Origin of the sequence: Rubellimicrobium rubrum (assembly GCF_006152115.1) — a bacterium.
In the GTDB taxonomy this organism is placed as follows: Bacteria; Pseudomonadota; Alphaproteobacteria; order Rhodobacterales; family Rhodobacteraceae; genus Rubellimicrobium; species Rubellimicrobium rubrum.
On record NZ_VDFU01000026.1, the window covers coordinates 1 to 26,353 of the forward strand.

Below are 26,353 nucleotides of genomic sequence, written 5' to 3' on the forward strand. Positions count from 1 at the left end.
GCCCCCGCCGACGGCTGAGACCACACCCATGACCCCCGGGGCATACATCTCAGCCACAGGCCACGCGGCCCCACCTCGCCGGGGGGCCGCCCAGAAACCAACATCGTCAGGCAAGCAGACCATGTGGCACGACATCCGGCAGCGTCTTGATATTTACGATCGGGTCGGCGCATCCGACATGGCCTTGGCCGAGGCGGCGGATCGCCTTACCCAGCCCAGCGCCTGCGGAGCTGCCGTGGCGGAGTTGGCGGCCGGGCACTCGGCCGCTGGATGGCGCCACGGGATCCCGTGTCCCCAACGCCCGGATCGGCCGTGACCGGGCGAAAGGGTCGTCCCGACCTTGTCCCAGGCGCTCTCAAAGCCCGCAAGGATGGGTACCCTGCGGCGGGATCGGCCGCACTTGCTGCTTCCAGGCCTCGCATCGGACAGCTGGCTGGAGGCCCGGGGGTCAGTGTCATGGAGCGACCGCTCCGTGTGAGCGTGGCGGGTGCGGCGCCGACGTTGCGCCACCGAGCGAACTCGCGGGCCACGGCATCGATCATGTCGGCGTCGGCCGCGGGCCACGTGGCGGTCTTGGCGTGGCTCCTCGCCAGCTGGGGCGGCGCGCCGGAGCCTTTCGATATCGAGGTGACCGAGGTGACGGCGGTGTCCGAGGCAGAGTACGTCCGGGCCGTCGCCGCGGGCATGGTGCCCGTAGCCGCGACGCCGGTCGAGGCGGTCGAACGCATCGAGGCGGCGAGCGCGACCCAACGGCTGGGCAGCGCGTCCGAGGAGCTGCTCGCCGGCACACTGGAGCCTGCAAGGGCGCAACCTGCGCGGTCCGTTCCGCCGGCCAGAGTCGAGCCCCGGCCCGTCGCGCCTGCGGCAAGGGCCGACCGCGCGACTGCCATGACGGCCGAGCCGGGCGTCCCCGCCTCGTCAGCCGCGCCTCGGGTGACCCCGGCCCAACCCTTGGAGCCTTCGCGAAGCGCCGCGAACGTGGTGGTCTCGGAGGTCATCGAAGCCCTGCCCGAGGAGCCCCGCCCGACCGAGGTCGATGCGGCCCCGCGCCCGCCGGAGCGCCCCAGTAACCTGACCTCGGAACCTGAGCCCGACCGGCAAGTGGCCCAGCCGGTCCCTGTTCAAGGGAATGCGGATGTCGAGATGCCCCAAGGTACGCAGGCGGGGCAGGCCGACGGCACGGCCTCACGGCAGGCGCAAGCGGCCCAAGCCGAGGCTCAGGCCAGCGCGGCCGCTGCCAGCTATCCGGCCCAGGTCATGCAGCGCTTGTCCCGTACCCGGCGCGATCGTATCCGCGAGGCGGGGACGGCGGTCATCTCGTTCACTGTGGCGGACGATGGCGGCCTTGCGGCGCTTGCCGTGGCCCAGGGCTCCGGTATTCCGGTGGTCGACCAGGCAGGCTTGGCCCTCGTGCAGCGGGCGGCTCCATTCCCGGTTCCTCCGGCCGGTGCACAGCGCAGCTTCTCGTTCCAGTTCACCGGCAACTGACGGAAGTGCGACCGCGCCCAGTCAACCTTCGCGGAGAGGAATCACGAGGGGCGTGCCTGTCTCGGGATCGGGAATGACCCGCGCTTCGAGGTCGAAGACCCTGCGGATAGTGTCCGATGTGACTACCTCGCCAGGCGCCCCCATGGCCAGGATTTGTCCCTCCCGCATCGCCACGAGGTGGTCGGCGTAGCGGCAGGCCAGCCCGATGTCGTGGAGAACCATCACGACCGTGCGGCCAAGGTCGCGGTTGAGGCGGCGCACCAGCGACAGAACCTCGATCTGGTGGCGCAGGTCCAGGAAGGTCGTGGGCTCGTCGAGCAGCAGGAGCGGCGTGTCCTGCGCGAGCGCCATCGCGATCCAGACCCGCTGGCGCTGTCCGCCCGACAGTTCCTCGACTCGCAGACCTGCAAGGTCGGCGGTGCCCGTCGCGGCCAGCGCGGCTTCCACTGCGGCCTCGTCGGCCACCGACCACTGCCGAAAGGCGCCCTGGTGCGGAGAGCGTCCCCGTGCCACGAGGTCGGCTACCGCGATCCCTTCGGGTGCGATGGGGGTCTGCGGCAGGAGGCCCAGGACCCGAGCGACCTCGCGGGTGGGTTGGCGGGCGATGGCCTTGCCATCGAGCGTCACCGCACCCGCGCTGGGAGCCAGCAGACGCGCCAGGGCACGCAGCAACGTGGACTTGCCGCAGGCATTGGGACCGATGATGACCGTGACGCGGCCATCAGGAACTGCCAGCGACAGGTCCTCCACAACGGTCCGGCCGCCGTACCCCAAGGTGACATCGCGCGCTTCAAGCCGACTCACAGAGTTCCTTTCCGGATCTGGATGGCGAGGAGCCACAGGAGGTAAGGCGCCCCCAGGAGGGCGGTGAAAAGGCCTGCCGGCAATTGCATCGGTGCGACGACCGTCCGCCCGGACAGGTCGGCCGCCACGAGCAGTGCCGCCCCGATCAGCGCGGCCGGCCCCAGAGCCGGGCCCGGGCCGCCCGCGATCCGCCGGCCGAGGGGTCCGGCCACCAGGGCCACGAAGGCCACGGGCCCGCAGGCTGACACAGCCACCGCGGCCAGCAGCACCGCCGTGATCGCCGTGGCGATCCGCACCGCCCCAACCCGCACCCCCAGACCCGCCGCTGTGTCCTCTCCCAGGCCAAGGTGGTCGAGCGAGCGCCCGAGCCCAAGCGCCACGGGCCCCAGGACCGCAAGGCCGATGCCGCTGACTGCGACGTGACTCCAGAGCCGCGAATTCAGCGAGCCGGTCAGCCATTGGGTCGCCGCCGCCGCTTCGAAGATGTCCCCCCGCGTCATCAGGAGGTCAATCCCGGCCCAGAAGGTGAAGCCCACTCCGATCCCAACGAGGACCACGCGCCAGATCCGGAAGCCGCCGCGCCAGGACAGGAGACCGACCAGGGCTGCCGCCAAAAGGCCTCCCCCGACGGCCCCGGCCGTGACCCAATCGCCCGATCCGACAAGGACGATGGTCGCGACCGCCCCCAGACCTGCCCCTTGCGTGAAGCCCAGGAGGTCCGGCGAGGCAAGCGGATTGCGCGCCAGCGATTGAAGCATCGCGCCCGAAAGACCGAAGCAGGCCCCTGCGAAGGCGCCGGTCAGAATGCGGGGTGCCCGCAGCGTCGTCACGACAAAGGCTCCGTCGCCGTCGCCGAACACGGCCTGCCAGACTTGCCCGAGGTTCAGCGAGTAATCCCCGAGGCAGAGCGAGGCCCCCATCAGCGCCACGAGGGCGAGCGCCAGCCCTGCGCTGGCCATCACGCCCCTGCGGGCCAGTCGGAGCGACCATCGCCCGCGACGCCAGACGATATGGGACGCGACCTCCGTCACGGCTGCATGATCCGCAGGTGTCGGACCACCCAGACAAAGGCTGGGCCGCCGACCAGGCCGGTCATGATCCCCACCTGCACCTCGCCCGGGGGCAGGATGACCCGGCCCAGCACGTCGGCCCCCAGGAGAACGACTGGCCCCAGGACGGCCCCAGCGAGCACGCCGAGCCTCTGGTCCGGGCCCACGACGCCGCGTGCGAGGTGGGGCACGACAAGGCCGACGAAGGAGATGGGTCCGGCCACCGCCACTGCCGCGCCGCAGAGCAGCGTGACCGCCAAGAGCGTGCCCGCCCGTGCGAGGCCGAGCCGCACGCCCAGTGCCCGCGCGGTGTCGTCCCCGAGCGCGACGGCATTCAGCGCCGTTCCTGCCCATAGTGCTAGCACAAGGCCCGCCGCGAAGGCTGGAAGGATCGGCAGCAGCGATGCCCGTTCCGTTCCGGCGAGGGATCCCACCACCCAGAACCGATAGACCTGCAGCGTTTCCTGGCTGACCAGGAGGACTGCCGAGACCAGGGCAAGCAGGAGGGCCGTCAGTGCTGCCCCCGCCAGAGCGAGCCGCACCGGCGTTGCGGCTCCGCGCCCCAGCGATCCCAGCGCATAGACCAGCGCCGCCACTCCGCCCGCCCCGGCGAAAGCGAACCAGACAAGTTCGCCCGGACCTGTCACGCCGCCGACCCAGATCGCCAGCACCACCGCCAGGGAGGCGCCCGCGTTGACCCCTAGCAGCCCGGGATCGGCCAGCGGGTTGCGGGTGATTCCTTGCATCAGCACGCCCGATACCCCCAGGGATGCCCCGACGAGGATCCCCGCCAGCATCCGCGGCAGCCGAAGGTCCAGCACGACGAGATGGTCGCTCACCGCGCGGTCGGGCTGGACAAGCGCATCCAGCACAGTCCCCGGCGGGATGGGACGTGCGCCCACCGCGAGTGCTGCCACAACCACCAAGAGGGCTACCGCCGCCAGCCCCAGGACGCGGCCGATGCGGCCCGCACCGAGCCGACGCGGTGAGGAGAGGCTGCGTCCCCGCGACGCGGTCGCGGTCACGTCGCCAGATCCCAGCCGGCTGCAGGGCCGGCGTCGCCCAGCCTTCGCCCACGGCAGCCGACACCATCGGCAGAGGGAGTCGGTCGCGCCCAAGCATGTGCCTGGCGCGTTTCGCACGACGGCGCCGCAAGGTCGTGATCCTCGATGTCGAACGCACACCGTTCCTTGGCGAGGTTCAGCGCCTGAAACGTCGAGAACTTCGGGAGCGGCCCTCCTTCGAATGGCTCGTCCATCAAGGCGGGGCCGCCTCCCGACCGCTGCTCCGAGATGATCCCGGGCCCGCTCTGCTCATTTACGAACTCATCACGGTCGGGCGGAACGGCGTCCCTTTGCGTGACACCCGAGGGGACCGGAACGCCCTGCTCGTAGGGCTGCACCGCGATGATGCGCCTGGACGCTGGCTCGATCGTCACCGGATCGCGCTCGGTCTGAAGCGTGACTAGGAGCTTCTGCGCTGGCGCAGGAATGGCGAGGGCGATCGGATCACGCAGGGCGGTCACTCCGTGAGGCCGGCAGCTACCGACTCGGGGACCAGGGTGGCGGGGTCGCCGTCCGCCGCCGCCTCCAGCATCGGCACGAGGCGGTCGAGCGCGTAAGGCAGGGACAGCAGGGACGCAAAGGAAAAGGCCCCGCTCAGAACCTCGTCGGCATAGATCTCGCGGCCTTCCTCATGGGCTCGTAGGCTCTTGCGGAGCGGCATGGCGATAAGGCCCGGCAAATCGCCTTGATCCACGAGCCACAGCAGCACATCGGCGTCGAGAGCCGACGGATCCTCGTTCGAGAAGGTGGCGTAGAAGGAGTCCCCGGTTCCGCCGGCGTCAATCGCTGGCGGTGTCACGAACCCCATCTGCGCGAGGAGCTGGGCCCGGGGATCGGCCGAACGATAGGCCGAGGGCGTCCCGTTCCAGTAGGTCGCGACAGCGGCGGTCAGGCCCTGCCATTCGGGATGGTCTGCAGCAATAGCAGCAAGACGGTTCTCGATGGCCGCGACCTGCGCCTCCGCTTCCTCCGACCGGCCCACCACGCGCGCCATGGTGCGGATGCGAACGTTCCAGGGTGTCGAGTAGTCGCCGTGCTGTGTCTCGGAGGCGATGACCGGCGCAACCTGCGACAGGAGCGCGTAATCCTCGGCCGTGATGCCCGAATAGATGGCGAGGATCAGGTCCGGCTGCAGTGCGGCGATCTGCTCGATGTTGAGATCGCCCTCAATCAACTCGAAGCTCGCGTCGCCCAGCGCCTCCTGCGCCCATGGCCAGGTGCCCAGGGGGTAGTCCCCGTACCAGTTGCGCTGCGCCACCGGCACGATCCCCAGGGCGAGAAGATCGTCCTGCCCGCCATAGTCGAGCGACACGATCCGCTCGGGCTCGGCCTCGACCACGGTAGTGCCGAAGCGATGCTCGAAGCTCTGGGGAAAGTCTTGGGCCAGGGCCTGCAGGGGAAGGAAGGCCGCGGCCACGGCTGACAGTCGAAGGGTCATCGGAAAGTGTCCAAGATCAGAAGTCATGCGGCCTCGGGGCGGGTGGCGAGCCAATCGCGCAGGATCGTGTCACGGCTGGCCGGGTCGCGCAGAACGCAGGTCGAGCAGGTGGCGCCGCCCGCGGTGGTGTAGTAGCGGCAGCAGCCACCCCGTGCCCGGAACCATTCCCTCACGCAGCGCCCGTCAGGGCGACGAGCCTCGACCTCGAAGAAGCCCCATTGCCGGTTGAACAGGGGGGTGGTCCGGTCGTCCAAGATCCCCCGCGCAAGCGCCATGCCCGCAACCGCATCGCCTCGGCGCCGACCGGCCTCGAGGCAGGCCTGCGCCACGGAGTCGGTGACGATCCGCCAGAGCGCCCGCGCCCCGAGGCCGCTGGCCTTCGCAAGGGCGGCGACAAGCGGTCCATGCAGTTCCGCGATCATCGTGGCGGCATTTGACCGTCCAGCATCGGGCGAGCCGGCAATCTCGACGCGGTAGGTCAGGACGGGCGTGCTCGTTGCGCCCTCAACCCATGTGGCCCAGGCCAGGTCGAGGTGAACCTCCGAGGCTTTGGGCCAGGCAATGCCGGCCAGATCGGGAGCCCCGGTAAGGATCGCCGCTATGACCTCGGCCGACACGCCGCCCAGAAGGACCGCCGCCGCAGTCCTTTCGTCCATCCCTGCCCAAAGCTCCCCGTGCTCGTGCAGCCAAGACCCCAGGACAGCAGAATCCTCCGCAAGTTCAGTGAACCGGACAGGGACTCGGGATGGAGAGGCGGGCAGTTGAGGAGGCATGGCAAAACAGTCCGGGTGAAGCTCCCTATGACTGAGTTTTTTGGTCAGCCATGTCAATATAGTTTACAAGAACCGTCGGATATCGAGATCGGGTCTGATCGGTGCCTGTGCGTGGCTCGACCTTGGGCCGGGTTTGTTCCCTGTCTTGGCGGTTGCTGCAGCTTTCAGAACCTGAGATTGAACGTTGAGGGCCATGGCGAGCCCCTTGCGCCTGATGAGGGCTGCGATGGCTTGGCGGCGCTCTGGCTGTGACTAGGAGCACCAAGGCGAGGGCGGGCATCCAGGGTGCGGGGCGCTGGGTGCCCTTGTTCTCGTGCTTCGTTCAGGCACCCTTTTGAGGCTGCTGCCGTGCAGAACAGGTTGCCATGCCATGACCTCTTGGGGACGCGTGCGCGACTGGGGTTCGGGACAGCCTGCGTGGCGTGCCCTTCAGCGGCTAGCAGCCGGGGGGCAACTGGACGGGACGGCATGTCGCATTGCGCCACCGTGGCCTCGGGAAGGGTGCGCCGAGACTACGCCCAACCCGACATACTGGAATGCGCCCTCATCCGTATCAACTCGACCGGCAAGCGCAGCCTGGTGTTCGGAGGGGCGCCGTTGCCTCAGGCGCGATGCTGTGGGTCCGTTCTCGTTGCGCTCGGGGCGTGGTGCCTCCGTCGTGCCCGCAGTCCCGCATAAGCCAGGGCGGCGAGGCCGACGGTTACGGCGGCCTTCGTGACCAAGGCCTGTCGGTCGTGCCTCCAGGCCGAACGGATGCCCATCTCGGCGGGGATGTTCGGAACCTTGCCGCGCGCAAGATCCGTCAGGACTCCTTCGACCACATTCACCCGGTCGGCCCCCAGGAGCATCAACCAGTGGGTCCAGTCGGATTCGCTGTATCGGAACGCGACGCGGCGCATCGTCCCGCTCAGCCCACTCGGCGGGGTCGAGGTGCCGACCACTGCGGGAAGCCGGTTATGCTCGATGGAGCGAAGCACCTCCACGTCGAGCCGTTGCTGGGTCGGCCGGTCCCACGTCTTCGCCGGCCCGGAGTCGTCCTCGCGCCTGCGATAAGGGTAGGTCGGGTCGTTGCGGGGGTCGGCATCCACGCCCCAGCCCGTCACCGTGGCGGGATCGATGGCTTGCGGCCAGGTCAGGTACGTCGACGTCATGGCCATCCTCCTATGTTGCTTAAAGCCCGTTGGGCAGCAGGATCGGCTTGATGCAGCCGTCGAGCTTGGACGCGAAGATGTGGTAGGCGTCCGAAATGTCCTCGAGCGGGACGCGGTGCGTGATGAGAGCCTTGGGGTCGATGCGGCCGGCTTGCACATGATCGATCAGCCGTGGCAGCAGGCGCTTCACCGAGGCCTGGTTGGCCCTGATGGTGATGCCCTTGTTCACCACGTTGCCTATAGGGATCATGTTCCCTGTGGGCCCGTAGACCCCAACGATGGACACGATCCCCCCCTTCTTGACCGAGTTGATGGCCCAGTGCAGCGGGATGGCGGAGCCGGCCTCGATCGGGATCATCTTGCCGAACAGGGTGTGGAGCGCATTGCCCGACGCATCCGCCCCCACGGCGTCGATGCACACGTCCGCGCCGAGCGAATCCGTCTGCCTCTTGATGAAGACGGCCATGTCATCGATCTCGCGGAAGTCGTAAACCTCGGCAGGACAGTAGTGCCGCGCGAACTCCAGCCGGTAGTGGACCCAGTCGATCACGATCACCCGACCGGCCCCGAAGAGCCAGGCGCAGCGCGCCGCCATGAGGCCCACGGGCCCTGCACCGAAGACGACCACCGTGTCGCCCTTCTGAATGCCCCCCATCTCGGCCGCCTGATAGCCCGTGGGCACGACGTCGGTCAGCAACACGGCATCGTCGAGGTCCATCCAACCGGGGATCAGAGTGGGCCCCACATCGGCGTAGGGGACGCGGACGTACTGCGCTTGTCCGCCATCATAGCCGCCCGCAGTATGGGAGTAGCCGAAGATCCCGCCCACGGCCGTGGCCTGGGCGTTCGACTCGTGACAATTGCCGAAAAGCCCCTGCCGGCAAAAGTGGCACTGACCGCAGGCGATGTTGAAGGGCACGAGCACATGATCGCCGGGCTTGAGGTTCTCGACCTCGGACCCGACCTCCTCCACGATTCCGCAGAACTCGTGGCCAAAGGTCATGCCCACGCGAGTGTCGGGGACAAGGCCGTTGTAGAGATGCAGGTCCGAGCCGCAGATGCAGGATCGCGTGACGCGAAGGATGGCATCGCGGGGGTGCTCGATGGTTGGCATGGGCTTCTGGTCGGCCCGCACGCGACGGGGGCCTCGGTAGTCGGCGGCTAACATTACGGGGTCCTCCGATGCTCGCTGACCGCAACATCGTGGCGGGAGGTTTGTTCCGGTGGCCTCAAGCAGGCCTGCTTCTGCCTGTCCCGACCGGGGCGGCGCGTTCCTTGCTGGGGTCAGGTCCTCAAGGAACGTATGACCTCCCTCACGTGGATCGCAGGATCGGGTTGGACGCTCCTGAACGGCGGGGACGATCCCGATCTACCGCCGCTGCTCTCCGGAGCGCGCCGGCAATGTCCGCGGGAAGCGGCAAGACGAGCAAAGAGACGGGCTGTCCGCCCACGTTTTCGCCGCGACGGACCAGACCGTCGCCTTTGGCGAAATTCCCGCGGCCGGATGGGCACGCGCCAGACCAGGATCGCTGTCAGTAGGCCCGCCGTCCATCCAGAAGCCTGAAAGGTGTCATCAGGAGGATGTAAAGGTCCAGTCGGATCGACCAGTTCTCGATGTAGTAGAGGTCCTGCTCGACGCGGCGCCTCAGCGCTTCGGGCTCGTCGATCTCGCCTCTCCAGCCGTTAATCTGGGCCAGACCGGTGATGCCGGGCCGGACGCGATGCCGCGACGCGTAGCCGTCGACGAGATCCTCGAACGCTTCCTGGCGCGCGGAGACCGCGCGGAGCGCATGGGGCCGGGGTCCGACAAGGGACAGGTCGCCCCTCAGCACGTTGAAGAGTTGCGGCAACTCGTCGATGGATGTGCGACGGAGGAAGCGGCCCACCCGTGTCACACGAGGGTCGCCCCGCGTCACGATGCTTCGTGCGTGCGGATCGCAGTCGTCGGCATACATGGAGCGGAACTTCCAGATCGTCACCGAACGGTTGTTATAGCCGTGCCTGGGCTGTCGGAAGAGGACCGGCCCCTCGCTTTCCAGCCGGATGGCGAGCGCCGCGAACAGCATGACCGGCGACGCGACCAAGAGCGCCACCGTCGCCCCTGCGATGTCGAGCACCCGCTTGAGCATGAACTGTCCGCCGATGATGGGCCGCGACACGACATCGATCAGCCCGCGCTCCAGGGCCGCCCGGCCGTGACGGCGGAAGGTCGGGTCGGCGCTGAAGTCCGCAAGCCGCACATCCACAGGCAGGACCTCGATGGTCTTCAGGACCGTGCGGATCCGCTGCTCGGCGGTGAGAGGCAGGGCCACGATCAGCATCTCGATCTCCGCAGACCGGGCAAAGGTCACCATTGCCTCAATATTGCCGAGCTTCGGTACGCCGCCCACGGCGATGGGCGAGCGGACGTCGTCGCGATCGTCAAAGATGCCCACGACCCGAATGTCGTTGTCGGGGCATTCGGCCAGAGCCGCCATGACCCGCAGGGCCGGCTCGCCGCCGCCCACGATCACGGCCCGTCGCTCGGTCAGGCCAAAGTCGAGCACCGCCCCGGCCATGGCGGCGCTGAGCGCCCGAGCCGGCATCAGGGTGAGAGCAATCAGCAGGATGGCCGAGACGATCCCCGTGGACAGGGTCGCGAGCGCGACGCCCAGAACGAGCAAAGGCAGCATGCCGCTCCAGAACTGCCTGACCTCGTTCAGGCGGTAGGCGCCAAGGGCGCTGATCAGGAGGGAGGTGCCGAGAGCCTCGAGCGTCGACAGCACCGCCCAGCCGAGCGGGGCGAACTCGGATCCCGAACCTGCAAGGCGAGCGAACCATAGCCCCAGCGCCAGGGCCAGTACGTCCAGCATCGCCGCCAGCGCTGACAGCACCACCGGCGCCAAGGCAGTGCGCCGGAGACCCCGCGCCACGGTCAGCGCGCCCAAGGGGAGAGGCTCGGCCTTCACCTTCGCGTCGGACATCTCTGCCTTCATGCCACCCGTCCAAATCATCTTGCGGTCGCCGAGACCGGAGTGTGGCAGCGCGGCATAAAGGAATCTTTAAGCGTACCCGGCAGCACCGGGTCTTTCGGCGAGGCGGATATCGGGATCGGCGCGACGGCGACGGAGGAAAGGGCTACACCTCGGTCAGCCGGGTCCAGGGACGGCAGCGACAGCTTCCGTCCGGTGGTCTGCCCATGAAAGGCGTCTGTGGATGTCGCGGCTCGGCCGGCTCCCGATGAGGCCCTGGTTCCCGGATGTGAAGCGCGCGGTGGTCGGGAGCCCCCTGGATGGTCGGCCAGGGGCTTGCGTGCTGCTTCCAAGGGTCGATCGGCGTCCTGCGACCAAATGTCAGGTAGGCTGACCCATGCTGCGGCCGTACCGGGGGATGTCCTTTGTCCTTCAGGGTGGGATTTGTCATTGAGCCGCTACGTCCTCCACAACCCTCTGAGCCACGCCCATCTCGAGGATCTGCGCGACCGGCTGGCTCGTGTCATGATGGAGAGCCCCCGGCGTCCCGAGGATCCGAGCCGGGCGGATGCGGTGGTCAAGGCCCTGACGGATGTGGTCCGGGCTTTCGATCGGGGCAGCCTTTCGCCCGAGGACACACGGGCCGTCTTCGACCAGTTCCATCTCCCCGGGTTCCGCTTTGACACCTGGCTGGACGAGATGCTGGACAAGGGTGTCTACCTCGAGGGCACCCGGAGCCGGGCAGCCTGAGGGACAACTCTGCAACCGAGTTGATGGAGCCGGGTGACCCTGGCCCGGCCACGCTCGGTCCGCTGGGGTCCGTCGGTATGATGTCGGCCCGGGGGACGGGACCGCGGGCCTGATCGGGTGGGTATAAAGGCCTTCATATCGCTCCGGCGTTCAGCCGCCCCCCTCCATGGTAGACGACGACGGCGGCCGGAGCCTTGCGCCGCGACCGATCCGCCATAGATTTTCGCACGATCTCCCCCCTTGGAAGGACACATCGGATGCAGCGGATCGCGCTCGGGGCCCGACCCGACTGGCGGGACAAGGCCCGGGCTGCAGGATTTGCGTTCACCGAGATGTATGGCGAGATCTACTGGGAAGAGGCCGAGGCCTACCAATTCTCTCTCCGCCAGATCGACGACGACCTTCTTGGTCCTTCGACCGAGTTGCACGCGATGTGCCGCGAGGCCGCCGACAGGATCATCCGGTCCGAGGAGCTGATGGCGCGGCTTGCGATTCCATCCGAGCACTGGGATCTCGTCGCGGGCTCCTGGCATGCGCGCGAGCCGGAGCTCTACGGCCGCTTCGACCTCGCCTATGACGGCAGGGGGCCGGCAAAGATGCTGGAGTACAACGCCGACACGCCGACCGCGCTTTACGAAACGGCCGCCTTCCAGTGGGACTGGCTCGAGGACCAGATGGGCCGTGGCGTGCTGCCGCCCGACGCCGACCAGTTCAACCGGGTGCACGAGGCTTTGGTCGAGCGGTTCCAGAAAATCCTGCCTCCCGGCACGGATATTCATTTCGGCGCCTGGATGGAGCATGTCGAGGATCACGCCACTGTGGAGCAGTTGGCCTATGCGGCGCGCGACGCGGGCCACGTCGCCTGGCCGGTTCACACCGGCAGCATCGGGATCAGTGACCGCGGTCAGTTCACCGACGAGGAAAGCCGGGTGATCGGCACGCTTTTTCTGCTCTACCCTTGGGAGGATATGCTGCGCGACGACTTCGGGCGGGCCATCGCCGGCTCCGGGTGCCGCATGATCGAACCCGCTTGGAAGGCCGTGGTGTCCAACAAGGGGCTTCTACCGGTTCTGTGGCGTATGTTCGAGGGCCACCCCAATCTCCTGCCTGCCTTCTTCGAGGACGAACTCGGGTCGGGCGAGCCGCTCGTCGCACGCTCGGCCGATGTCCTCGGACGAGCCCATGTCAGAAAACCCCTCTTCTCGCGCGAGGGGTGCAGCGTGCGCATCGTTGAGGAGGGCGAGGTCACCGAGGTGGCCGAGGACAAGCGGTACGACGGGAACCCGATGATCGTGCAAGCGTATCATCCCCTCCCGGTCTTTGATGGGAACCGCCCGGTGCTGGGCACCTGGATCATCGGGGAAACCTGCGAGGGGCTCTGCATCCGGGAGGACAGCACCCGAATCTCCTCCGACATGAGCCGCTTCAAGCCCCATTACATCACCGACTGAAGGATGCCCGATGCCTGACACGCCACAACCCCGCCGGCGCCTCCGGTCACGCGCGGTCCCGACCGTTCTGATGGGAATGGCGGCGCTGGCGCTCACGGCCTGCGAGGAAGACCCCACGGTCCAGGCCCAGGCCTTTCCCGACCTTGCCTCCTGCCTCAACGAGGCCGACGAGGCGGACGCGTCCTTCACGGCACTGGACTGCGAGACGGCCTTTGAGGCGGCACAGACCGCCTTTCTGGAGACGGCTCCGCGCTACGAGGACGAGGCGCTGTGCGAGGAGCAGCATGGCGGCGAGTGCATCGCCGAGGCGCGGCCGGGCGGGTCTGTCTTCATGCCGATTCTCACGGGTTATCTGATCGGTCGCGCACTGTCCGGCGGGAGCCGGCCGCTTCTGTCCCAGCCGCTCGTGGGCCGTCCGGGCGGCTTCGCGACGATCACGGGCGATACGCGGCTGTCCACGAACACCGGATCGGCCGACATGCGGGCCTCGGCCTTCCGCCCGGGCGGCTCCACGCGCCTCGCTCCGCCGCTGACACGATCTGTGGTGGCGCAGACCGGCGGTTTCGGGCAGACTCGCACAGCTATCGGTGGCCGCGGGGCGGGCGGTTGAGATCCGCCCCGGGCTGTCAGCGGGTTAGGGCCATAGGTCCGGCTTTCACGCAGCCTGGGCCTGCGCGTTCTTGGCCGTCGTGAAGGGCCGGAAGGCCATGGCGATCCCGAAGGCCCCGAGCCCCAGCCCGAAGCTGGTGAGATAGAGCGCGCCGTAGCCTCCGGTCGTGTCGAAGATCAAGCCGCCCAGCACCGGCCCGGTCGCCATGCCCAGGCTTCCGGCCATGCCGGTGCCGCCCATGATCGTGCCCATCATCCTCATGGGAAAGTTCTCGCGAATCAGCACGGCGTAAAGCGGCATGACTCCGGCGTAGATGAAGCCAAAGGTCGCGGCCACGACGTAGAACTGCATCAGGGTGCCGGCGAAGAAGAAGGCCAGCGCGCCCAGGGACTGGGCGAGAAGGCCGGCCACCAGCACCCTCTTGGCGCCGAACCGATCACCAAGGAGGCCAAAGCCGATGCGCCCGCCCATGCCCGCGATGCCCTCGACCGAGTAGATGGAAACAGCGGCCAAGGCCGAGATCCCGCAGATCTGGGCGTAGCTCACGGTGTGGAAGATCGGCCCCGAGTGCGTGGCGCAGCAGAAGAAGTTGGTCAGCACTAGGACGATGAAGGGCAGGGACGTCAGCGCGTCCCGCATTGTCAGCCCCTCGCTGGACAATTCGACGGCGTTGCCAGGCTCAGTCGCCTGTTCCGGCGGTCGGCGCAGCAGCAGCGCGGCGGGGAGGGTCGTCACCGCCACCAGGGCTGATAGAATCCCGAGCACAGTGCGCCAGTCATGCGCCTCGGCCAATCGCGCGGCGAGCGGAGACATGGTGACGGGCGCCAAGCCCATGCCCGCAGAGACCAGGGACACGGCGAGACCGCGCTGCGTGGTGAACCATCCCATGACCGTTGCCATCATGGGGGCGAAGAACGCGGCGACGGCGCCCCCAGCCATGAGGCCGAAGCTAAGCTGGAACAGCAGCAACGACGTCGCGCGACTGGCCAGCCAAAGGCTCAGTGCGAAAAGGCCGGCTCCGGCCAGCACGACAGGCCGGGCACCGAAGCGGTCCGAGAGCGCGCCCCAGATCATCGAGGTGACCGCCATGGCGAGGAAGCCGATGGTCATGGCCAGGGAAATCCCAGTTCGCGACCAGCCGGTCGCCGCGGCCATGGGCGTCAGGAGCACGGGCAAGGAAAAGAGCGCCCCCATGGCGACGCAGCCCATGACGCCGCCCGTCGCGACGATCACCCAACGATATGACGGATCTGCCACGACGTTCCTCCTGCGGCGGCAGGTCGCTGGAAAGCCAAACCTGCGGCCGTTGCTCTTTGCTGGATGAATTGATATCAATGTAATATGAGCCAGTCACCCGACGCAAGTCTTTCCATCGAGACGGTCCACGAGATCCGCGACCGTTGTCTTTGTCTGGCGTCGCAACGAGCGGCGCGTCGGTTGGCGCGTCGGTTTGATCGCCTGTTCGCGCCCTTGGGGCTCACGAACGGTCAGTTCTCGATGATGGTGGCGCTGAGCGGTCAGTGGTCCCCGCGGCTTGGGGAACTGGCGGATTTTCTGGGCATGGACTCCACAACGATGACCGCCGCCGTCAAGCCGCTGGAGAAGCGGGGGCTCGTTGCGCTTCGGGCGGACGAGGCCGATGGCAGGGTGCGCAGGCCGGCTCTGACGCAGGCCGGGCGCGATCTCGTTGCCCTGGCGGTGCCGCTCTGGCGCGAGGAACACGCCAAGGTGCAGGCTGACATGATAGGACATGATGCGGGGAACCTGGCGTCGATTCTGGGGCGGCTGGGCTGACCCGCATCGTGACTTGCCACCGCCACGGATGAAAGCCGGCGGGCAAGATCGCTGAAGCTCGGCCACCAGAATGGGGCAGTCAGATGACGACCTTCCACAACGTCCTCGCCAACAACCTTGTCGCCAACATCACGAATTTCACGGTCTGGTTCGCCATCACCTTCTGGGTGTTCCTTGAAACGCAGTCCGTCTTCGCGACAGGCATGATTGCGGGCATCTACCTGGTGCTGACGGCGGGACTCGGGGTCTGGCTGGGCTCCATTGTCGATCACAACTCCAAGAAGGCGGCGATGCTGGGCTCGAGCGGGGTCTCGGCGGCGTTCTATGCCGTCAGCCTCGCCATGGTGCTGCTCGAGCCGCAGGACGCCTTTGCTGACCCTTACGGGGCGTATTTATGGACGTTCGTCCTGATGGTCATGCTGGGCGTCATCGCCGGCAACCTGCGGTCCATCGCCCTGCCGACGCTCGTGACCATCCTGATCCCGGAGGATCGCCGCGATACGGCCAACGGGCTGGTGGGCATGGTCACCGGAATCGGGTTCCTGACCACCTCGGTCATATCGGGCTTTCTCGTGGCCTATACAGGAATGCTGGGCGTCCTGACGCTGGCAACAGGGGCGACGCTTCTGGCCATCCTCCATCTCGGCTTGGTACGAATCGACGAAGGCCGGGTGGAGCCTACGGCGGACGCCCCCTCCGAGCCCAAGCGGGTGGACATCGCCGGCACGGTGCGGGTCATCGCGGCCGTGCCGGGCCTGTTCGCGCTGATTCTGTTTGCCTGCTTCAACAACTTCCTTGGCGGAGTATTCATGGCCCTGCTGGACGCCTATGGCCTCTCGCTGGTGTCGGTGGAGGTCTGGGGCCTCCTGTTTGGTGGGATCTCCACTGCCTTCATCCTGAGCGGGATCATCATAGCCAGAACCGGCCTGGGGCGGAACCCGATCCGGACGCTCCTGCTGGTGAACGCCATCAGCTGGTTGGTGTGCTGCGTGTTCACCATCCAGCCATCGATCTGGCTGCTGGCAGCAGGGTGCTTCGTTTGGATGCTGCTGAGCCCCTATGCTGAGGCGGCGGAGCATACGACGCTGCAGAAGGTGGTGCCGCTGGAGCGCCAGGGGCGCGTCTTCGGCTTTGCGCAGTCGGTGGAGCAAGCGGCGTCGCCGCTCACGGCCTTTCTGATCGGGCCGCTCACGCAATTCATCGTCATTCCGTTCATGACCGACGGCGCCGGCGCTGAGGCCATTGGCGGCTGGTTCGGCACCGGACCGGACCGGGGCATTGCCTTGGTGTTCACCGTGGCCGGGCTGATCGGCCTTCTGGTCACGATCCTCGCGATGAATTCTTCCTACTACCGGCAACTGTCGGCGGCCTACGCGAAGGGCAGGGACGATGCGGGCAGGGCGGAGTCCGCCGAGGCCACCTGACCGAAACCGTCCGCCAGCGATCGTGAAAGGTCTTGCTTTGGCCTCACGGGGGCCAGGCGGTTGCGGATTGGTCGTGACGCCCTTCGATCCACCCACAACCTTCTCTGCAATGCCCGAGGCTTCTCGGGCCACAAGGCGGGCTCAACCGGAGGAGTGCGGGCGCCGGGCACGGATGAGGGCCTGGGGCAGAGTAGAGACACGAGCGGAGTCGCTCGCTCCCAATCTGGCCGGCACGACCGCGAGGCGATACCGACAGGCACATGGGCAACGCGCGCCGACAGGCGGCAGCGGCCGAAGCGACGGCCCTTGCAGCCCCGGGTTTGCGCCGCCTAACGTCGCTCCGGGACCGGCCGTGTCCTCAGATCCTGAGCCGCGCCACCTGAGCCAGATCACCGGACGACGGACACCAGATCATGCCATTCCTCGACGTTCAGCTGACAAGCTGGTCTTTGGACGTTGACAGTCCGGTCCTGAGGCGGCTACCGCGGCCTGCAGCCCTCCGCCACGCGGACTTCGAGGACAAGTTCGACCCTCTGACCGTCTTTTATGACTGCTTCTGGCTTGCGGACGGGCGTCGGATTGCCCTCCTCGGGCCTCCGCTGCTGAACTTGGATGCGGATCTGGACCTGAGAATCATATCCGTGCCGCACGAGACGGTCTGCGAAGCCCGACGTATCCCAGGCTTCCATGTCGATACCATCTACGTGGACGTGCCCGACGGAACCACGGCGCTCCGGGTCTGCAGCCGGGTCGCGGAAGTGCATCTCGTCCCGCAGCCCAATCTTTGCCAATTGTTCCGTGACAGGCGGGTCATCACCACCCTGAGCAAGGACAACGAGCCCCTGTGGATCAGGGATTGGGCCACCTACCATCAGGAGGCGCACGGCTGCGACGGCGTTCTGATCTACGACAACGGTTCTACCGGATACTCGGTGCGGGAGATCCATGAGGCGCTTCGTTCCCTGAATGACGTCAAGGTCGTCGTGCTGGGATGGCCCTTCCGGTATGGGCTCTTCGATGGTCGGGTTCCGGTCAGTTATGACATCTGGGATTGGCATCCCTGCCAGAACGGCATGCTGGAGCATGCTCGACGCCGTTTCCTGGACACTGCCCGGAGCGTCCTCAACCTGGACGTGGACGAACTCGTCCTGACCGAGAACGGTGACAGCGTCTTTTCGCTGGTGGAGGAGTCGGGCACCGGTCACATCCGTTTGGACGGCCTCTGGGTCGAGAACTTCCCGGTCCGTGAGCCGAGCGCCAGCGCGTCGCCACCGCGCCACAAGGATTTCTGCCATGTGAGGGCCGGCCGGAGGAACGGTTGCGAAGAGAAGTGGGCCGTCGTGCCCGGAAGAACCCCCGAGGCTGCCCAGTGGGCCGTCCACGACATCCTGGGGATGTCGGCTTCGGAGCACCACCGCCGTGCCCAGCTCAGGCATTTCAAGGCCCTGAACACGGACTGGGCAGCGGTGAGCCGTGCCGGCGATCGGACCAAGAGAACAGCCAGTTCACCGTCCGATCCGAACGCGTTCGAACTGGATGCCACCCTCCGAGACCGGCTTGCCACAGTCTTCCCGGCGGACGCCGACCAAAGCGGGATCGCGCCCGATCCCCGGGCACACCGATCCGCCATAAGCTGGCGCCTGCGGGCTGGTACGCTGTGGAGCTGCGGTCAGGTCGCCGAGGCGATCGAGGCGGTCCGGAAGGCCATCAGTCTTGATGAGGACGCTCCGGCGCTTCGCCTGTTCCTCGGCCAGATGCTCGAAGCGAGCGATCAGCCCGAGGAAGCCGAGCGTCAGAGAGCGATCGCTCGGAAATTGAGAGAGGCCGACGGCGCGTACCACTGTCAGATCGCCCGCCTGCATCTGGAGGAAAGGGACTTCGATCGTGCCGAGGCGGAGCTTCTTGCCTCACTGGCTCTCGAGCCGGATCTGCCGGCGGCTCATCTGCACTTGGCCCGGCTGCTGGACCGATCGGGACGGCGCGCCGAGGCGCTGATCGTCTTGGAGCGTTGCGTCGAGCGGGCTCCGGGGCACGCCTTGGGCCGGGCGGCTCTGGCGAGCCGGCTCATCGAGGACGGCCGATACCCGGATGCCCAGGGGCATGCTGCGCGTGCCGTCGAACTAAACCCAGCCAATCCGCACTACTACGCCGTTCATGGCGAGGCCCTGAGGCTCATGGGGCAGCTCGATGAGGCCGAGCGGGTCATCGAGACGGGTATCGCCCTGGATCGGTGGGCCGCACGGCGGCATGACTATGGCCGGGAGGTCATCGACAGAGGGCCCGAGCCGATTGACCGCTGGGCCCAGGTATCTGTGCCCAACCTGCGGCACCAACTCGCCCACGTGTTCATTGAAAAGGGTCAGCTGGACCGGGCCGAGCGGGCGGCGCTGGATGCCACCGCATTGGGTCCGCCGTCGGTCAACGACCACATCTTGCTGGCGCGCATCCGCCTCCGCCAGGGGGCGAAAACGGCGGGCGACGACATGGAGGAGGCCCTCCGACTGGCGCGTCAGGAGTTCGACCGCCCATCGCACAACGAGAGCACTCGGCTGTTCATCCGGGAGCGGGAGGAGTACTCCGCTCTGGTCCTGTTGGATCTACTTCTCGAGAACCGGCTCCTCGCAGAGGCCGAGACGGTGCTGACGGAGGCGGAACGGCGGCTTCGGGGATCTCCGGCTCTTGCGGAGCGGCGGGCGCTTCTTCTCGGGCAGTCGGGCGATGGGCCTGGGGCCACGGCCGTCCTCGAGGAGGCGATCGGCACGCAGCCGGGCCATGCCGGTCTGCACGCCGCGTTGAGCAGGTCCTTGAAACGGACGGACATCGGGCGTGCCATCGAGGCCGCCAAGCGGGCGTGGGAGCTGGATCCGACGCGCGGCGAACACCCTATCGGGCTTGCTGAGCTGCTCGCCTTTGACGACCGGCTGGGCGAGGCCGAAGAGGTTCTCTCTCGGGCGAACGCCGTGATGCCGGACCATCCGGCCCTGAAGATGGCCTGGGCGCGAGTCCTGGAGAGAACGGGCGACAGGGCGGGAGCGATCTCCGCGGTCCGGGAAGCGATCGCGCTGGGTTCCCGTGACGCCTGGATCCTCAGTCACCTCGGTGGGCTGCTTGTCGACATCGGCGCCACCGATGAAGCGTTCGAAGCCCTGACCCATGCAGACCGGACCGAGCCGGATAACGCGCTGACGTTGTATCGCCTGGGTCGGCTCCATGAGGTCCGGCGCGATCTTTCCGCAGCCGTCCAGTTCTACCGTCGCGCCGCCGCTCGGGCTGGTGATCAGGGCTGGATGTGGAGCCATCTAGGGGCGATCTTGCTGGAATTAGGCGAGATCGATGAAGGCACGGGCGCCTTGGAGCGGGCGCTGGAACTGGACCCCAACGACTGGCTTGGCCATTGCCGCTACGGGACGCTGATGCAGTCTCGGGGGGACATGGAAGCCTCGGTCCGGGCCATCAGGACCGCCGTCAAGCTCAAGCCGGACCAGGCTTGGGTGTGGAGTCACCTGGGGCAGCTCCTGATGGAGCAGGGGCTCTGGCAGGAGGCGGAACGGGCGCTGGGGGAGGCGCTTTCGCTTGATCCTCAGGATCCGACCACGCAGGAACGCCTTGCGCGTCTCGGGGAGGTTCGAGGATGAGAATAAAAGGTTCGTTGCGAGGCCGGCGGCATTGCGGACGGGCTATCCGCAGGCCGAAAGAAATGGCCGGAGCCTGGTCGGAGCCCGGACCCACTCCCCCGCGTGGGCAGGACCTTTGCGGAAGGTTTGAACCAGCCTCGGGAACATTCCTTGGGTGCTGAGGCTCCAGCTTCAATGCCATGGGTGGGTCTCGTGGACGGACGCCAGGTAGGAAGTTGGCCTGAGATGCAGGAATCCGCCACCCTGCGCTATGCCCGCTGGATAGAGAGGTCCGCAGGAACGCCCCGATCAGCCTCCGTAAAGGCCGATACCGCGGGTGCCGCCTTCTTCGGAAGCACCAATCCTCCCTGGCGGGCCGGACGTGGCGAGGACCGCTCGCTCCGGTTCCGCGGCAAACGCTGCTGCAAGCGCCTCGATCTGCTCATCGCTCATGGGGAGCTCCGTCTCTGCAAGGAGCTCCACGACGGTTGTGAGGACATCCTCCTCCACGTCGCTGCCCAGTCCAAGGGTCCTGAGGCCCCGGATCAGGGCGGGCATCTGCGTCATCCGTTCCGGCGTGATGTAGGACAGCATCTGGCGCAAATGATGCTTGAGGGCGACCGCGGACTGGCTGCCCCGCGTGCGCAGCATCAGTTCGACCAAGGGATCGCTGGCCGGGCCCGACGCGTCGGGAGCGATGTTGCCGACGGGAGCCACGGTGCGACCCTGAGACGCGACATATCCCGGCAGTGAGGCGAGCCCCAGCGACGCGACGGCGACCGTCGCGGTCCCGAGCAGCTTCTTCGACGTCTCGTCCATTCCGGGTCCTCCTGAGGCGGAGATAGGACGACCGGAGACCGGCCCCAACCACCTCCTTCTACGGTCCAAGCCCTTGGTCCGTGGCGTCCTCGGTTCCTTCTTAGTTCCGCACCGATGCCGTGGCAACGTTTTCCGGGGCTTGGCCAGGGTCCGACCAGCCGTGCAGGGCATAGGCGCGATCCCGCCGACCTGGCGGGAAAACTTAGGGACAGGGCTCTAACCGGCCGGGTCAGGACCGGCAGGACAGCCGGCCATGCTTGAGTGGTTTACGACAGGGCTTCCAGAACCATGGCGTCATATGCCGTGCCTTTGAATTCTCTAAGCACGTCCTCGATGTTCTCGATGACGCCATGGAGAGGAGGCGTGACCTTTCGCGTTGTAGGCAGGAGGGGTCTTGTCGGGGGTTCATCGAGGACCTTTGTGAAGGTCTCCTCGACCTCCGACGAAAACGCGCCGCCTGTGAACAGACGTTCATAGGTCAGGTGATGGTAGTTGTCGTAGCCGCTGAACCAGTCGTTGAAGATGGCCGTGGCGGATTGCAGGCGGTCCATCTCGAGCCGACAAGCGTCGATGTCGATGCGCAGCCTCTGCCGCCCTTCCTCCGAGGGAGATCCGCCCTCGCGATGCCAGACACCGCTTTTCTGGCTCAGCTTCAGCGAGCAGTAAAGCGCAAAGAGATTCTCGCGGACGAGGTGAACCACAGGCCATGACGCCTCTCGAACGAAGTCGATAAGGGTGGGCGGCTCGTGTGGCAGGACGAAGCAGGTGTTCAGGTGGTGCCAGGAGTAATACTTCAGGTCCAGGATCGACGCCCCGGACGGGGAGACCGACTGGATGTGCTCGCAGTACCTCTGGAACAGCCTTCTCTGGTTATCGAGGGTCGGGACCGACAAGGACGGCTCGGCTGCGATCAGCGTGCGTCGGAAACCGAAGAAGTTGCCCCCGTAGGTGTCCTGCTCTGGTTCGTCATGGAACACCTCGCCGAAGAAATCCGTCTGCCACGCTGCGCTGACCGACTGGCCCAAGACCGTGCTGCCCGTGCGAGGGGCTGCCAGAACGATGCAGGCGGCCAGGGGTGCGGTCCGGCCTGACCGGGTGGCGGTCTCGAACCGCTTCGCCCGTCTGGTTGCAAGGCTCCGCCTTTCCGTCAGGGACGCCTTTCGCGAACGTGTGAGGCCGTCCCCGGGCGCCAAAGCCTCTGCCCGATCCAGCGCGACCTGAGCGCCGACGAGGTCGCCTGCTTCCGTGAGAACATGGCCGAGGTGGCTTTGAAGCCATGCGATCTCGGGGCCGAGTTCGGCGGCACGTCGGATATGCGCTAGGGCGCTCGCCTCATCTCCGATCCTCTGGAGCACTTCGCCGAGCCGGAACTGGTGCAGCGGCTCGACCGGTTCGAGCCGGATGGCCTTCACGAGGGCTGCCTTCGCTTCATCGAGGAGATTGCCGTCGGCCAAGCCCATGCCGATCTCGCTCCAAAGCCAGCCTTCGGGGGGAGCAAGCAGCGCGGCATGCCGAATCGATCGGATGGCGTCGTGGGCGTGACCGCGGCGCAGGAGCAGTCTGCCCAGCCTAAGATGGATAATCGCACCGTCAGGCCAAAGCTCGATCGCATGCCGCAGGGCGTCTTCGGCTTCTCCAAGCGCGTTCGTCCCGTCCAGCAGGAGACTGCCGAGATGCAGCCAGCCCTCGACGAGGTCGGGCTGCAGCTCCACGGCACGCCGAGCGGACGCGACAGCCTTGGTCATGCGTCCTTGGCGATGATGGAGTTCGCTTAGCTGCTGATGGGCGGCGGCATTGCGCGGATTCGCCACAAGCTCCCGCTGCACGTCCATTTCTATCTGCATGTCATCGCTGCCGATCATGTCTCCCTCTCGATGAGCCGGGTGTGCAGGGCGTGGACAGGACATCCATCAGCCGGCGAGAGCAGCGACCGGCCCCGGATGCTGCCGGCATGGAACGACCGTTCGCTGACAGTCGAAGGAGCGATGATCCAAGCCTGGCTCCAGTCCCGGTTCTTCATGCTCGACCTTTCCGACGATAACTTGTGCGCAGATGGAGGCGGCACCAGACGGCCCGCGTCAACCGGCGCGAGATATGTCTCGGCGAACTCGGCGGACCATAGCAGTCGACTGGCAAAGCGGGGACATACGTGACGCAGTAGCGAGCGCGATCTTGCCGGCTGCGACCAGTGCGAGCCGCCCCGACAGGAACGGGAACGCTCCGCACGTGCAATCTAAGGGCGACCAGTGTGCTGGGCCTGGCAACCATCCGGGGTCTTTGCTGGACCTCACCCCATGGTGAAGGCAAGCTGGCTCCGCGATCGGAGCCTCCCGACTTGACGCGAGCCTAGCCCTCACCGTCAATGACGGGACCTCGCCAGGCCAAGGCCTCCGCCGAGCCGAACGCGTCCGAAGGAACACGCATGATCCAAGGTCAGAACGAAGCCTCGGCTTCGGTAAGCCCCTTTCGGCCCGCGTCGAACAGCATCTGCCTTGTCACCGGAGAACTCGCGGGCCCTGACTACAATGGAGGGATCGGAACAGCGGTCCGTGGACTGGCCCTTGCCCTGGCTCGAGAAGGGTATCAGGTCGACATCCTTTATACCCGGGTCGAGCGGCGGACCCCCTTCTGCTTTCGGGGAAGCTTCGAGGATCAGGTCGATCTGTTCCGCCAGAAGGGCATCCGCCTGATCTGCCTGTCCCATGATGGCGAATGGAACGATTGGCTCGCCAAGTCCTATCAGGTCATGCTGCACCTTCAGGCGCGTCGATATGACTTGGTGTTCTTCAACGACATGCATGGGTCGGGATACTATTCCCAACTCGCCCGCAAGACAGCCAGCCCCGACTTTGCAAGGACCCCCATGGTCGTCGTGGCCCACAGCGCCACGCAATGGGTCATGGAGATGAACCAGGACCCGATCACCTCGGTCCAGGATGTCCGCCTTGTGGAAATCGAGCGGAGAAGCATCGAGCTGGCCGATGCGCTGATCTCTCCGAGTGCCTACATGCTGGACAGGTACAAAGGATACGGCTGGACGTTGCCGGACAACACCGTCGTGCTCCCGAACCTGTTGCCAAAGGACAGTCGAAGTCGGCGGCCGGAGCTTCGGGCCTCTCCGGTGGATGAGATCGTGTTCTTTGGACGCCTGGAGCGCCGAAAGGGCCTGTGGCTGTTCTGCGAGGCGCTGAACCGCATCAAGCACGAGATGGGTGACCTGAAGGTCACCTTCTTGGGCAGGATGACGGAAGAGGAGGGGGAGTTGACCGGCTTTCCCGTGCTGAAACGTTCGGCAGGGTGGCCGTTCGAGGTGCAGATCCTCCACAACTTCGATCGGGAACAGGCCATCAACTACCTCAAGGCGGGTCGGAGGGTGGCCGTCATGCCGGCGGCGCAGGACAACAGCCCCTGCGCCATTCTTGAATGTCTGTACGAAGGGATCCCGTTCGTCGCATCGAGCGGCAGTGGCGGACAGGAGTTGATCGCCAAGGAGTGCTGGGCCAGCAACCTGTTCGAACCGACCGTCGAGGGGCTGAGCCACACACTTCGGTCGATACGGCGTAACGGGGCCGCGACAGGGCTGCCCGCCACCGATCCGGATCAGAACGAGAGGATGATGATGGACTGGCTGGAGCAGATCATCACGGCCAGCCGCCTCCCATCGCAGGATCGGGCGAGGCCGGGCGTTCGGGCCGACCGTCCTGAAGGTTCTGCCAGACGCCACCTCCTTCTCTTGGCGTCGGCGCGGGTTGACCCTGTCGAGACCGCGGCAAGCATTGAACGTGCACTGACCGGCACCTTGGGGGCCGTCGACGTCACCGTGTTGACCGATGATCCACCCGCCTTGATCGACCGTATCCCCGATCGGTTTTTAACCGGGGTGGTGACTGTCGCCGATGTGCGGATCTATCAGGAAGTGCTTCTCTCGTTCGCTTCGACATCCACGATCATTGGACTGAGCCATGCATCCCAGCCGATCACGCCGGACTGGCTGGAGAGAGCGGAACGCTGCTTTGGTGACGTGCGCGACATCGTCGCGCTGACTGGACTGGCCGCGACAACTGCGGAAGCTCCGAGGGACCCTCGCCCGTACATCAGCGACGGTCCGGAAGGGCGGAAGGTCCGTGAGTTTCCTGTCGGTCACTCTCGCATCTTGTTTCCTTTGGCGTTGGACACGAACAGCGGCTTCATCGCAATTCGGCCCGAGGCCATTGCGATCGTCGGGGAGATAGGTCCTTTCGACGAGCGGTACGAACGGTTCAAGAGGATGCAGGATTGGGTGCACGAGATCGTCCTGCGGCTCGATGAGCAGGGCCATCGGTTCGAGATCCTTGCCGACTGTGCTCTCGACGGCGTTGCGGTCGACCAGCCGTCTCCGGTGTTCCGGCTTGGGCAGAGTGCGCGGTCGCTGATCGGATCGCGCCCGGGATACAGTCCGGGCAGCGAGCCTGCTCTCCTTGCGAGGCTCGCCGCAGAGACGATGGTCGCGTCCGAGAGGAGGCGATCGGCCGCAGACTGCCTGGGCTATCTGTCCGCGAAGCTGGCTCAACCGCTGGGAGATCCCACCCTCTACGCAACGGAGGAGGCAACGGCGCGGACCCTGATCGCCATGGCCCAGGCTTCGGGTCAGACCGAGCTTGCCCATGAACTCGCTGCCGAGCGCCTGATGCCCGAAGGAGAGGAGCCCCAGGTGCGGCGTCCGCTAGCGTCTTACCTGCGCCGAAGCACGAGAGAGATCCGGCTGTTCGACCTGGCCGCAGCCAATGCCTTCACGTCCATGAATCTGTCGCACGAGTGGTCGTTCAGGTTGTTCTCCGATACCCGCGAGATCGAGGTTCACCCGAACACAAGCAGGGAAGGCCGGGCCGGAATGCTGTTCAGCGACGTCGACCTGACGGACATGGGCGCCCTGCTTGGCGGAGTGCGACTGGCGTCCCCGACATCGCGCCCGGTGCGCTTCCGGATCGACATGGTGGCTCTGGACGGGTCTTCTTACTTCGGCGTGGACCGTATCGCGCGAGCGAACGAGTCGCTCCGGATTGACGAAAGACTGCCACCGGACATCCTGACCCGCTGCACCATCAGCCTGTCCACGGAGATGGCTCATCCGGGCGATCAGGCCCAGGACGCCTGGGCACGCTGGACCGACCTCATGCTGACCGTGCAACGATGA

The 26,353-nt window shown here is 66.6% G+C and carries 20 protein-coding genes; 8 read left to right on the forward strand and 12 right to left on the reverse strand.

Going from position 1 to position 26,353, the window contains the following annotated elements; genetic code table 11:
• Positions 1-456: 456 nt before the first annotated feature.
• Positions 457-1,488, forward strand: coding sequence for a TonB family protein (locus tag FHG66_RS16715; protein ID WP_176556300.1), 1,032 nt, complete (start codon positions 457-459; stop codon positions 1,486-1,488).
• A 21-nt stretch (positions 1,489-1,509) separates the two neighbouring features.
• Here the strand turns inward: FHG66_RS16715 and FHG66_RS21975 are convergent, their stop codons facing one another.
• The 9 genes from FHG66_RS21975 to FHG66_RS16760 form a co-directional block, all read right to left on the reverse strand.
• Positions 1,510-2,292: an ABC transporter ATP-binding protein gene (locus FHG66_RS21975; protein WP_139078194.1), complete on the reverse strand. Its 783-nt coding sequence runs from the start codon at positions 2,290-2,292 to the stop codon at positions 1,510-1,512.
• Complete coding sequence (locus tag FHG66_RS21980) at positions 2,289-3,323, reverse strand: FecCD family ABC transporter permease (protein ID WP_139078195.1); 1,035 nt, start codon at positions 3,321-3,323, stop codon at positions 2,289-2,291. Before FHG66_RS21980 ends, FHG66_RS21975 begins: the two co-directional genes overlap by 4 nt.
• The gene (locus FHG66_RS16730) at positions 3,320-4,366 is read right to left on the reverse strand and encodes a FecCD family ABC transporter permease (RefSeq protein WP_176556301.1); all 1,047 of its coding nucleotides are present in this window, start codon (positions 4,364-4,366) and stop codon (positions 3,320-3,322) included. The genes FHG66_RS21980 and FHG66_RS16730 overlap by 4 nt, the downstream gene beginning before the upstream one ends.
• Entirely contained in the window at positions 4,363-4,866 is a 504-nt protein-coding gene (locus FHG66_RS16735; protein ID WP_139078196.1) for a hypothetical protein, read from the reverse strand. The genes FHG66_RS16730 and FHG66_RS16735 overlap by 4 nt, the downstream gene beginning before the upstream one ends.
• Positions 4,863-5,843 carry an iron-siderophore ABC transporter substrate-binding protein gene (locus FHG66_RS16740; RefSeq protein ID WP_139078197.1) on the reverse strand — a complete coding sequence of 327 codons (981 nt, stop codon included), beginning with the start codon at positions 5,841-5,843 and terminating at the stop codon, positions 4,863-4,865. The genes FHG66_RS16735 and FHG66_RS16740 overlap by 4 nt, the downstream gene beginning before the upstream one ends.
• Before the next feature lie 23 nt (positions 5,844-5,866).
• The gene (locus FHG66_RS16745; protein WP_176556302.1) at positions 5,867-6,499 is read right to left on the reverse strand and encodes a (2Fe-2S)-binding protein; all 633 of its coding nucleotides are present in this window, start codon (positions 6,497-6,499) and stop codon (positions 5,867-5,869) included.
• A gap of 719 nt (positions 6,500-7,218) precedes the next feature.
• On the reverse strand, positions 7,219-7,767 hold the full coding sequence (locus FHG66_RS16750; RefSeq protein WP_218013887.1) for a hypothetical protein: 549 nt from the start codon (positions 7,765-7,767) through the stop codon (positions 7,219-7,221).
• Between the two features lie 19 nt (positions 7,768-7,786).
• Complete coding sequence (locus FHG66_RS16755; protein ID WP_139078199.1) at positions 7,787-8,935, reverse strand: zinc-dependent alcohol dehydrogenase; 1,149 nt, start codon at positions 8,933-8,935, stop codon at positions 7,787-7,789.
• 364 nt (positions 8,936-9,299) lie between these two features.
• Positions 9,300-10,730, reverse strand: a complete 1,431-nt coding sequence (locus FHG66_RS16760) for an exopolysaccharide biosynthesis polyprenyl glycosylphosphotransferase (RefSeq protein ID WP_246082656.1) — start codon at positions 10,728-10,730, stop codon at positions 9,300-9,302.
• Positions 10,731-11,168: 438 nt separating this feature from the next.
• Here FHG66_RS16760 and FHG66_RS16765 point away from each other — a divergent pair, with 438 nt between their 5' ends.
• From FHG66_RS16765 to FHG66_RS16775, 3 genes are all read left to right on the forward strand, one after another.
• Positions 11,169-11,468 carry a hypothetical protein gene (locus FHG66_RS16765; RefSeq protein ID WP_139078200.1) on the forward strand — a complete coding sequence of 100 codons (300 nt, stop codon included), beginning with the start codon at positions 11,169-11,171 and terminating at the stop codon, positions 11,466-11,468.
• Positions 11,469-11,725: 257 nt separating this feature from the next.
• Positions 11,726-12,919: a glutathionylspermidine synthase family protein gene (locus tag FHG66_RS16770; RefSeq protein ID WP_139078201.1), complete on the forward strand. Its 1,194-nt coding sequence runs from the start codon at positions 11,726-11,728 to the stop codon at positions 12,917-12,919.
• Between the two features lie 10 nt (positions 12,920-12,929).
• Positions 12,930-13,529 (forward strand): DUF1190 domain-containing protein, encoded by a 600-nt coding sequence (locus tag FHG66_RS16775; protein WP_139078202.1) that lies wholly within the window; start codon positions 12,930-12,932, stop codon positions 13,527-13,529.
• Positions 13,530-13,574: 45 nt separating this feature from the next.
• On the opposite strand, the gene FHG66_RS16780 is transcribed toward FHG66_RS16775, so the two are convergent.
• Positions 13,575-14,786 carry an MFS transporter gene (locus FHG66_RS16780; RefSeq protein WP_176556303.1) on the reverse strand — a complete coding sequence of 404 codons (1,212 nt, stop codon included), beginning with the start codon at positions 14,784-14,786 and terminating at the stop codon, positions 13,575-13,577.
• Between the two features lie 84 nt (positions 14,787-14,870).
• On the opposite strand from FHG66_RS16780, the gene FHG66_RS16785 reads away from it, so the two are divergent.
• The 3 genes from FHG66_RS16785 (at position 14,871) to FHG66_RS16795 (ending at position 20,382) form a co-directional block, all read left to right on the forward strand.
• On the forward strand, positions 14,871-15,323 hold the full coding sequence (locus tag FHG66_RS16785; RefSeq protein WP_139078203.1) for a MarR family winged helix-turn-helix transcriptional regulator: 453 nt from the start codon (positions 14,871-14,873) through the stop codon (positions 15,321-15,323).
• An 83-nt stretch (positions 15,324-15,406) separates the two neighbouring features.
• Positions 15,407-16,747, forward strand: a complete 1,341-nt coding sequence (locus FHG66_RS16790) for an MFS transporter (RefSeq protein ID WP_139078204.1) — start codon at positions 15,407-15,409, stop codon at positions 16,745-16,747.
• A gap of 413 nt (positions 16,748-17,160) precedes the next feature.
• Positions 17,161-20,382: a tetratricopeptide repeat protein gene (locus FHG66_RS16795; RefSeq protein WP_139078205.1), complete on the forward strand. Its 3,222-nt coding sequence runs from the start codon at positions 17,161-17,163 to the stop codon at positions 20,380-20,382.
• A gap of 288 nt (positions 20,383-20,670) precedes the next feature.
• On the opposite strand, the gene FHG66_RS16800 is transcribed toward FHG66_RS16795, so the two are convergent.
• Together FHG66_RS16800 and FHG66_RS16805 are read right to left on the reverse strand one after the other, a co-directional pair.
• On the reverse strand, positions 20,671-21,180 hold the full coding sequence (locus tag FHG66_RS16800; protein WP_139078206.1) for a hypothetical protein: 510 nt from the start codon (positions 21,178-21,180) through the stop codon (positions 20,671-20,673).
• A gap of 266 nt (positions 21,181-21,446) precedes the next feature.
• Positions 21,447-23,042 carry a tetratricopeptide repeat protein gene (locus tag FHG66_RS16805; RefSeq protein ID WP_176556304.1) on the reverse strand — a complete coding sequence of 532 codons (1,596 nt, stop codon included), beginning with the start codon at positions 23,040-23,042 and terminating at the stop codon, positions 21,447-21,449.
• A gap of 560 nt (positions 23,043-23,602) precedes the next feature.
• Between FHG66_RS16805 and FHG66_RS16810 the strand changes: the two genes are divergently transcribed.
• Complete coding sequence (locus FHG66_RS16810) at positions 23,603-26,353, forward strand: glycosyltransferase family 4 protein (RefSeq protein WP_176556305.1); 2,751 nt, start codon at positions 23,603-23,605, stop codon at positions 26,351-26,353.

Coding starts and splice junctions, on each gene's coding strand:
- FHG66_RS16810 (WP_176556305.1), top strand. CDS start 23,603: ATGATCCAAGGTCAGAACGAAGCCTCGGCTTCGGTAAGCCCCTTTCGG.
- FHG66_RS16745 (WP_176556302.1), bottom strand. CDS start 6,499: ATGGACGAAAGGACTGCGGCGGCGGTCCTTCTGGGCGGCGTGTCGGCC.
- FHG66_RS16785 (WP_139078203.1), top strand. CDS start 14,871: ATGAGCCAGTCACCCGACGCAAGTCTTTCCATCGAGACGGTCCACGAG.
- FHG66_RS16795 (WP_139078205.1), top strand. CDS start 17,161: ATGCCATTCCTCGACGTTCAGCTGACAAGCTGGTCTTTGGACGTTGAC.
- FHG66_RS16805 (WP_176556304.1), bottom strand. CDS start 23,042: ATGATCGGCAGCGATGACATGCAGATAGAAATGGACGTGCAGCGGGAG.
- FHG66_RS16760 (WP_246082656.1), bottom strand. CDS start 10,730: ATGTCCGACGCGAAGGTGAAGGCCGAGCCTCTCCCCTTGGGCGCGCTG.
- FHG66_RS16715 (WP_176556300.1), top strand. CDS start 457: ATGGAGCGACCGCTCCGTGTGAGCGTGGCGGGTGCGGCGCCGACGTTG.
- FHG66_RS16755 (WP_139078199.1), bottom strand. CDS start 8,935: ATGTTAGCCGCCGACTACCGAGGCCCCCGTCGCGTGCGGGCCGACCAG.
- FHG66_RS16770 (WP_139078201.1), top strand. CDS start 11,726: ATGCAGCGGATCGCGCTCGGGGCCCGACCCGACTGGCGGGACAAGGCC.
- FHG66_RS16740 (WP_139078197.1), bottom strand. CDS start 5,843: ATGACCCTTCGACTGTCAGCCGTGGCCGCGGCCTTCCTTCCCCTGCAG.
- FHG66_RS16775 (WP_139078202.1), top strand. CDS start 12,930: ATGCCTGACACGCCACAACCCCGCCGGCGCCTCCGGTCACGCGCGGTC.
- FHG66_RS16750 (WP_218013887.1), bottom strand. CDS start 7,767: ATGACGTCGACGTACCTGACCTGGCCGCAAGCCATCGATCCCGCCACG.
- FHG66_RS16800 (WP_139078206.1), bottom strand. CDS start 21,180: ATGGACGAGACGTCGAAGAAGCTGCTCGGGACCGCGACGGTCGCCGTC.
- FHG66_RS16790 (WP_139078204.1), top strand. CDS start 15,407: ATGACGACCTTCCACAACGTCCTCGCCAACAACCTTGTCGCCAACATC.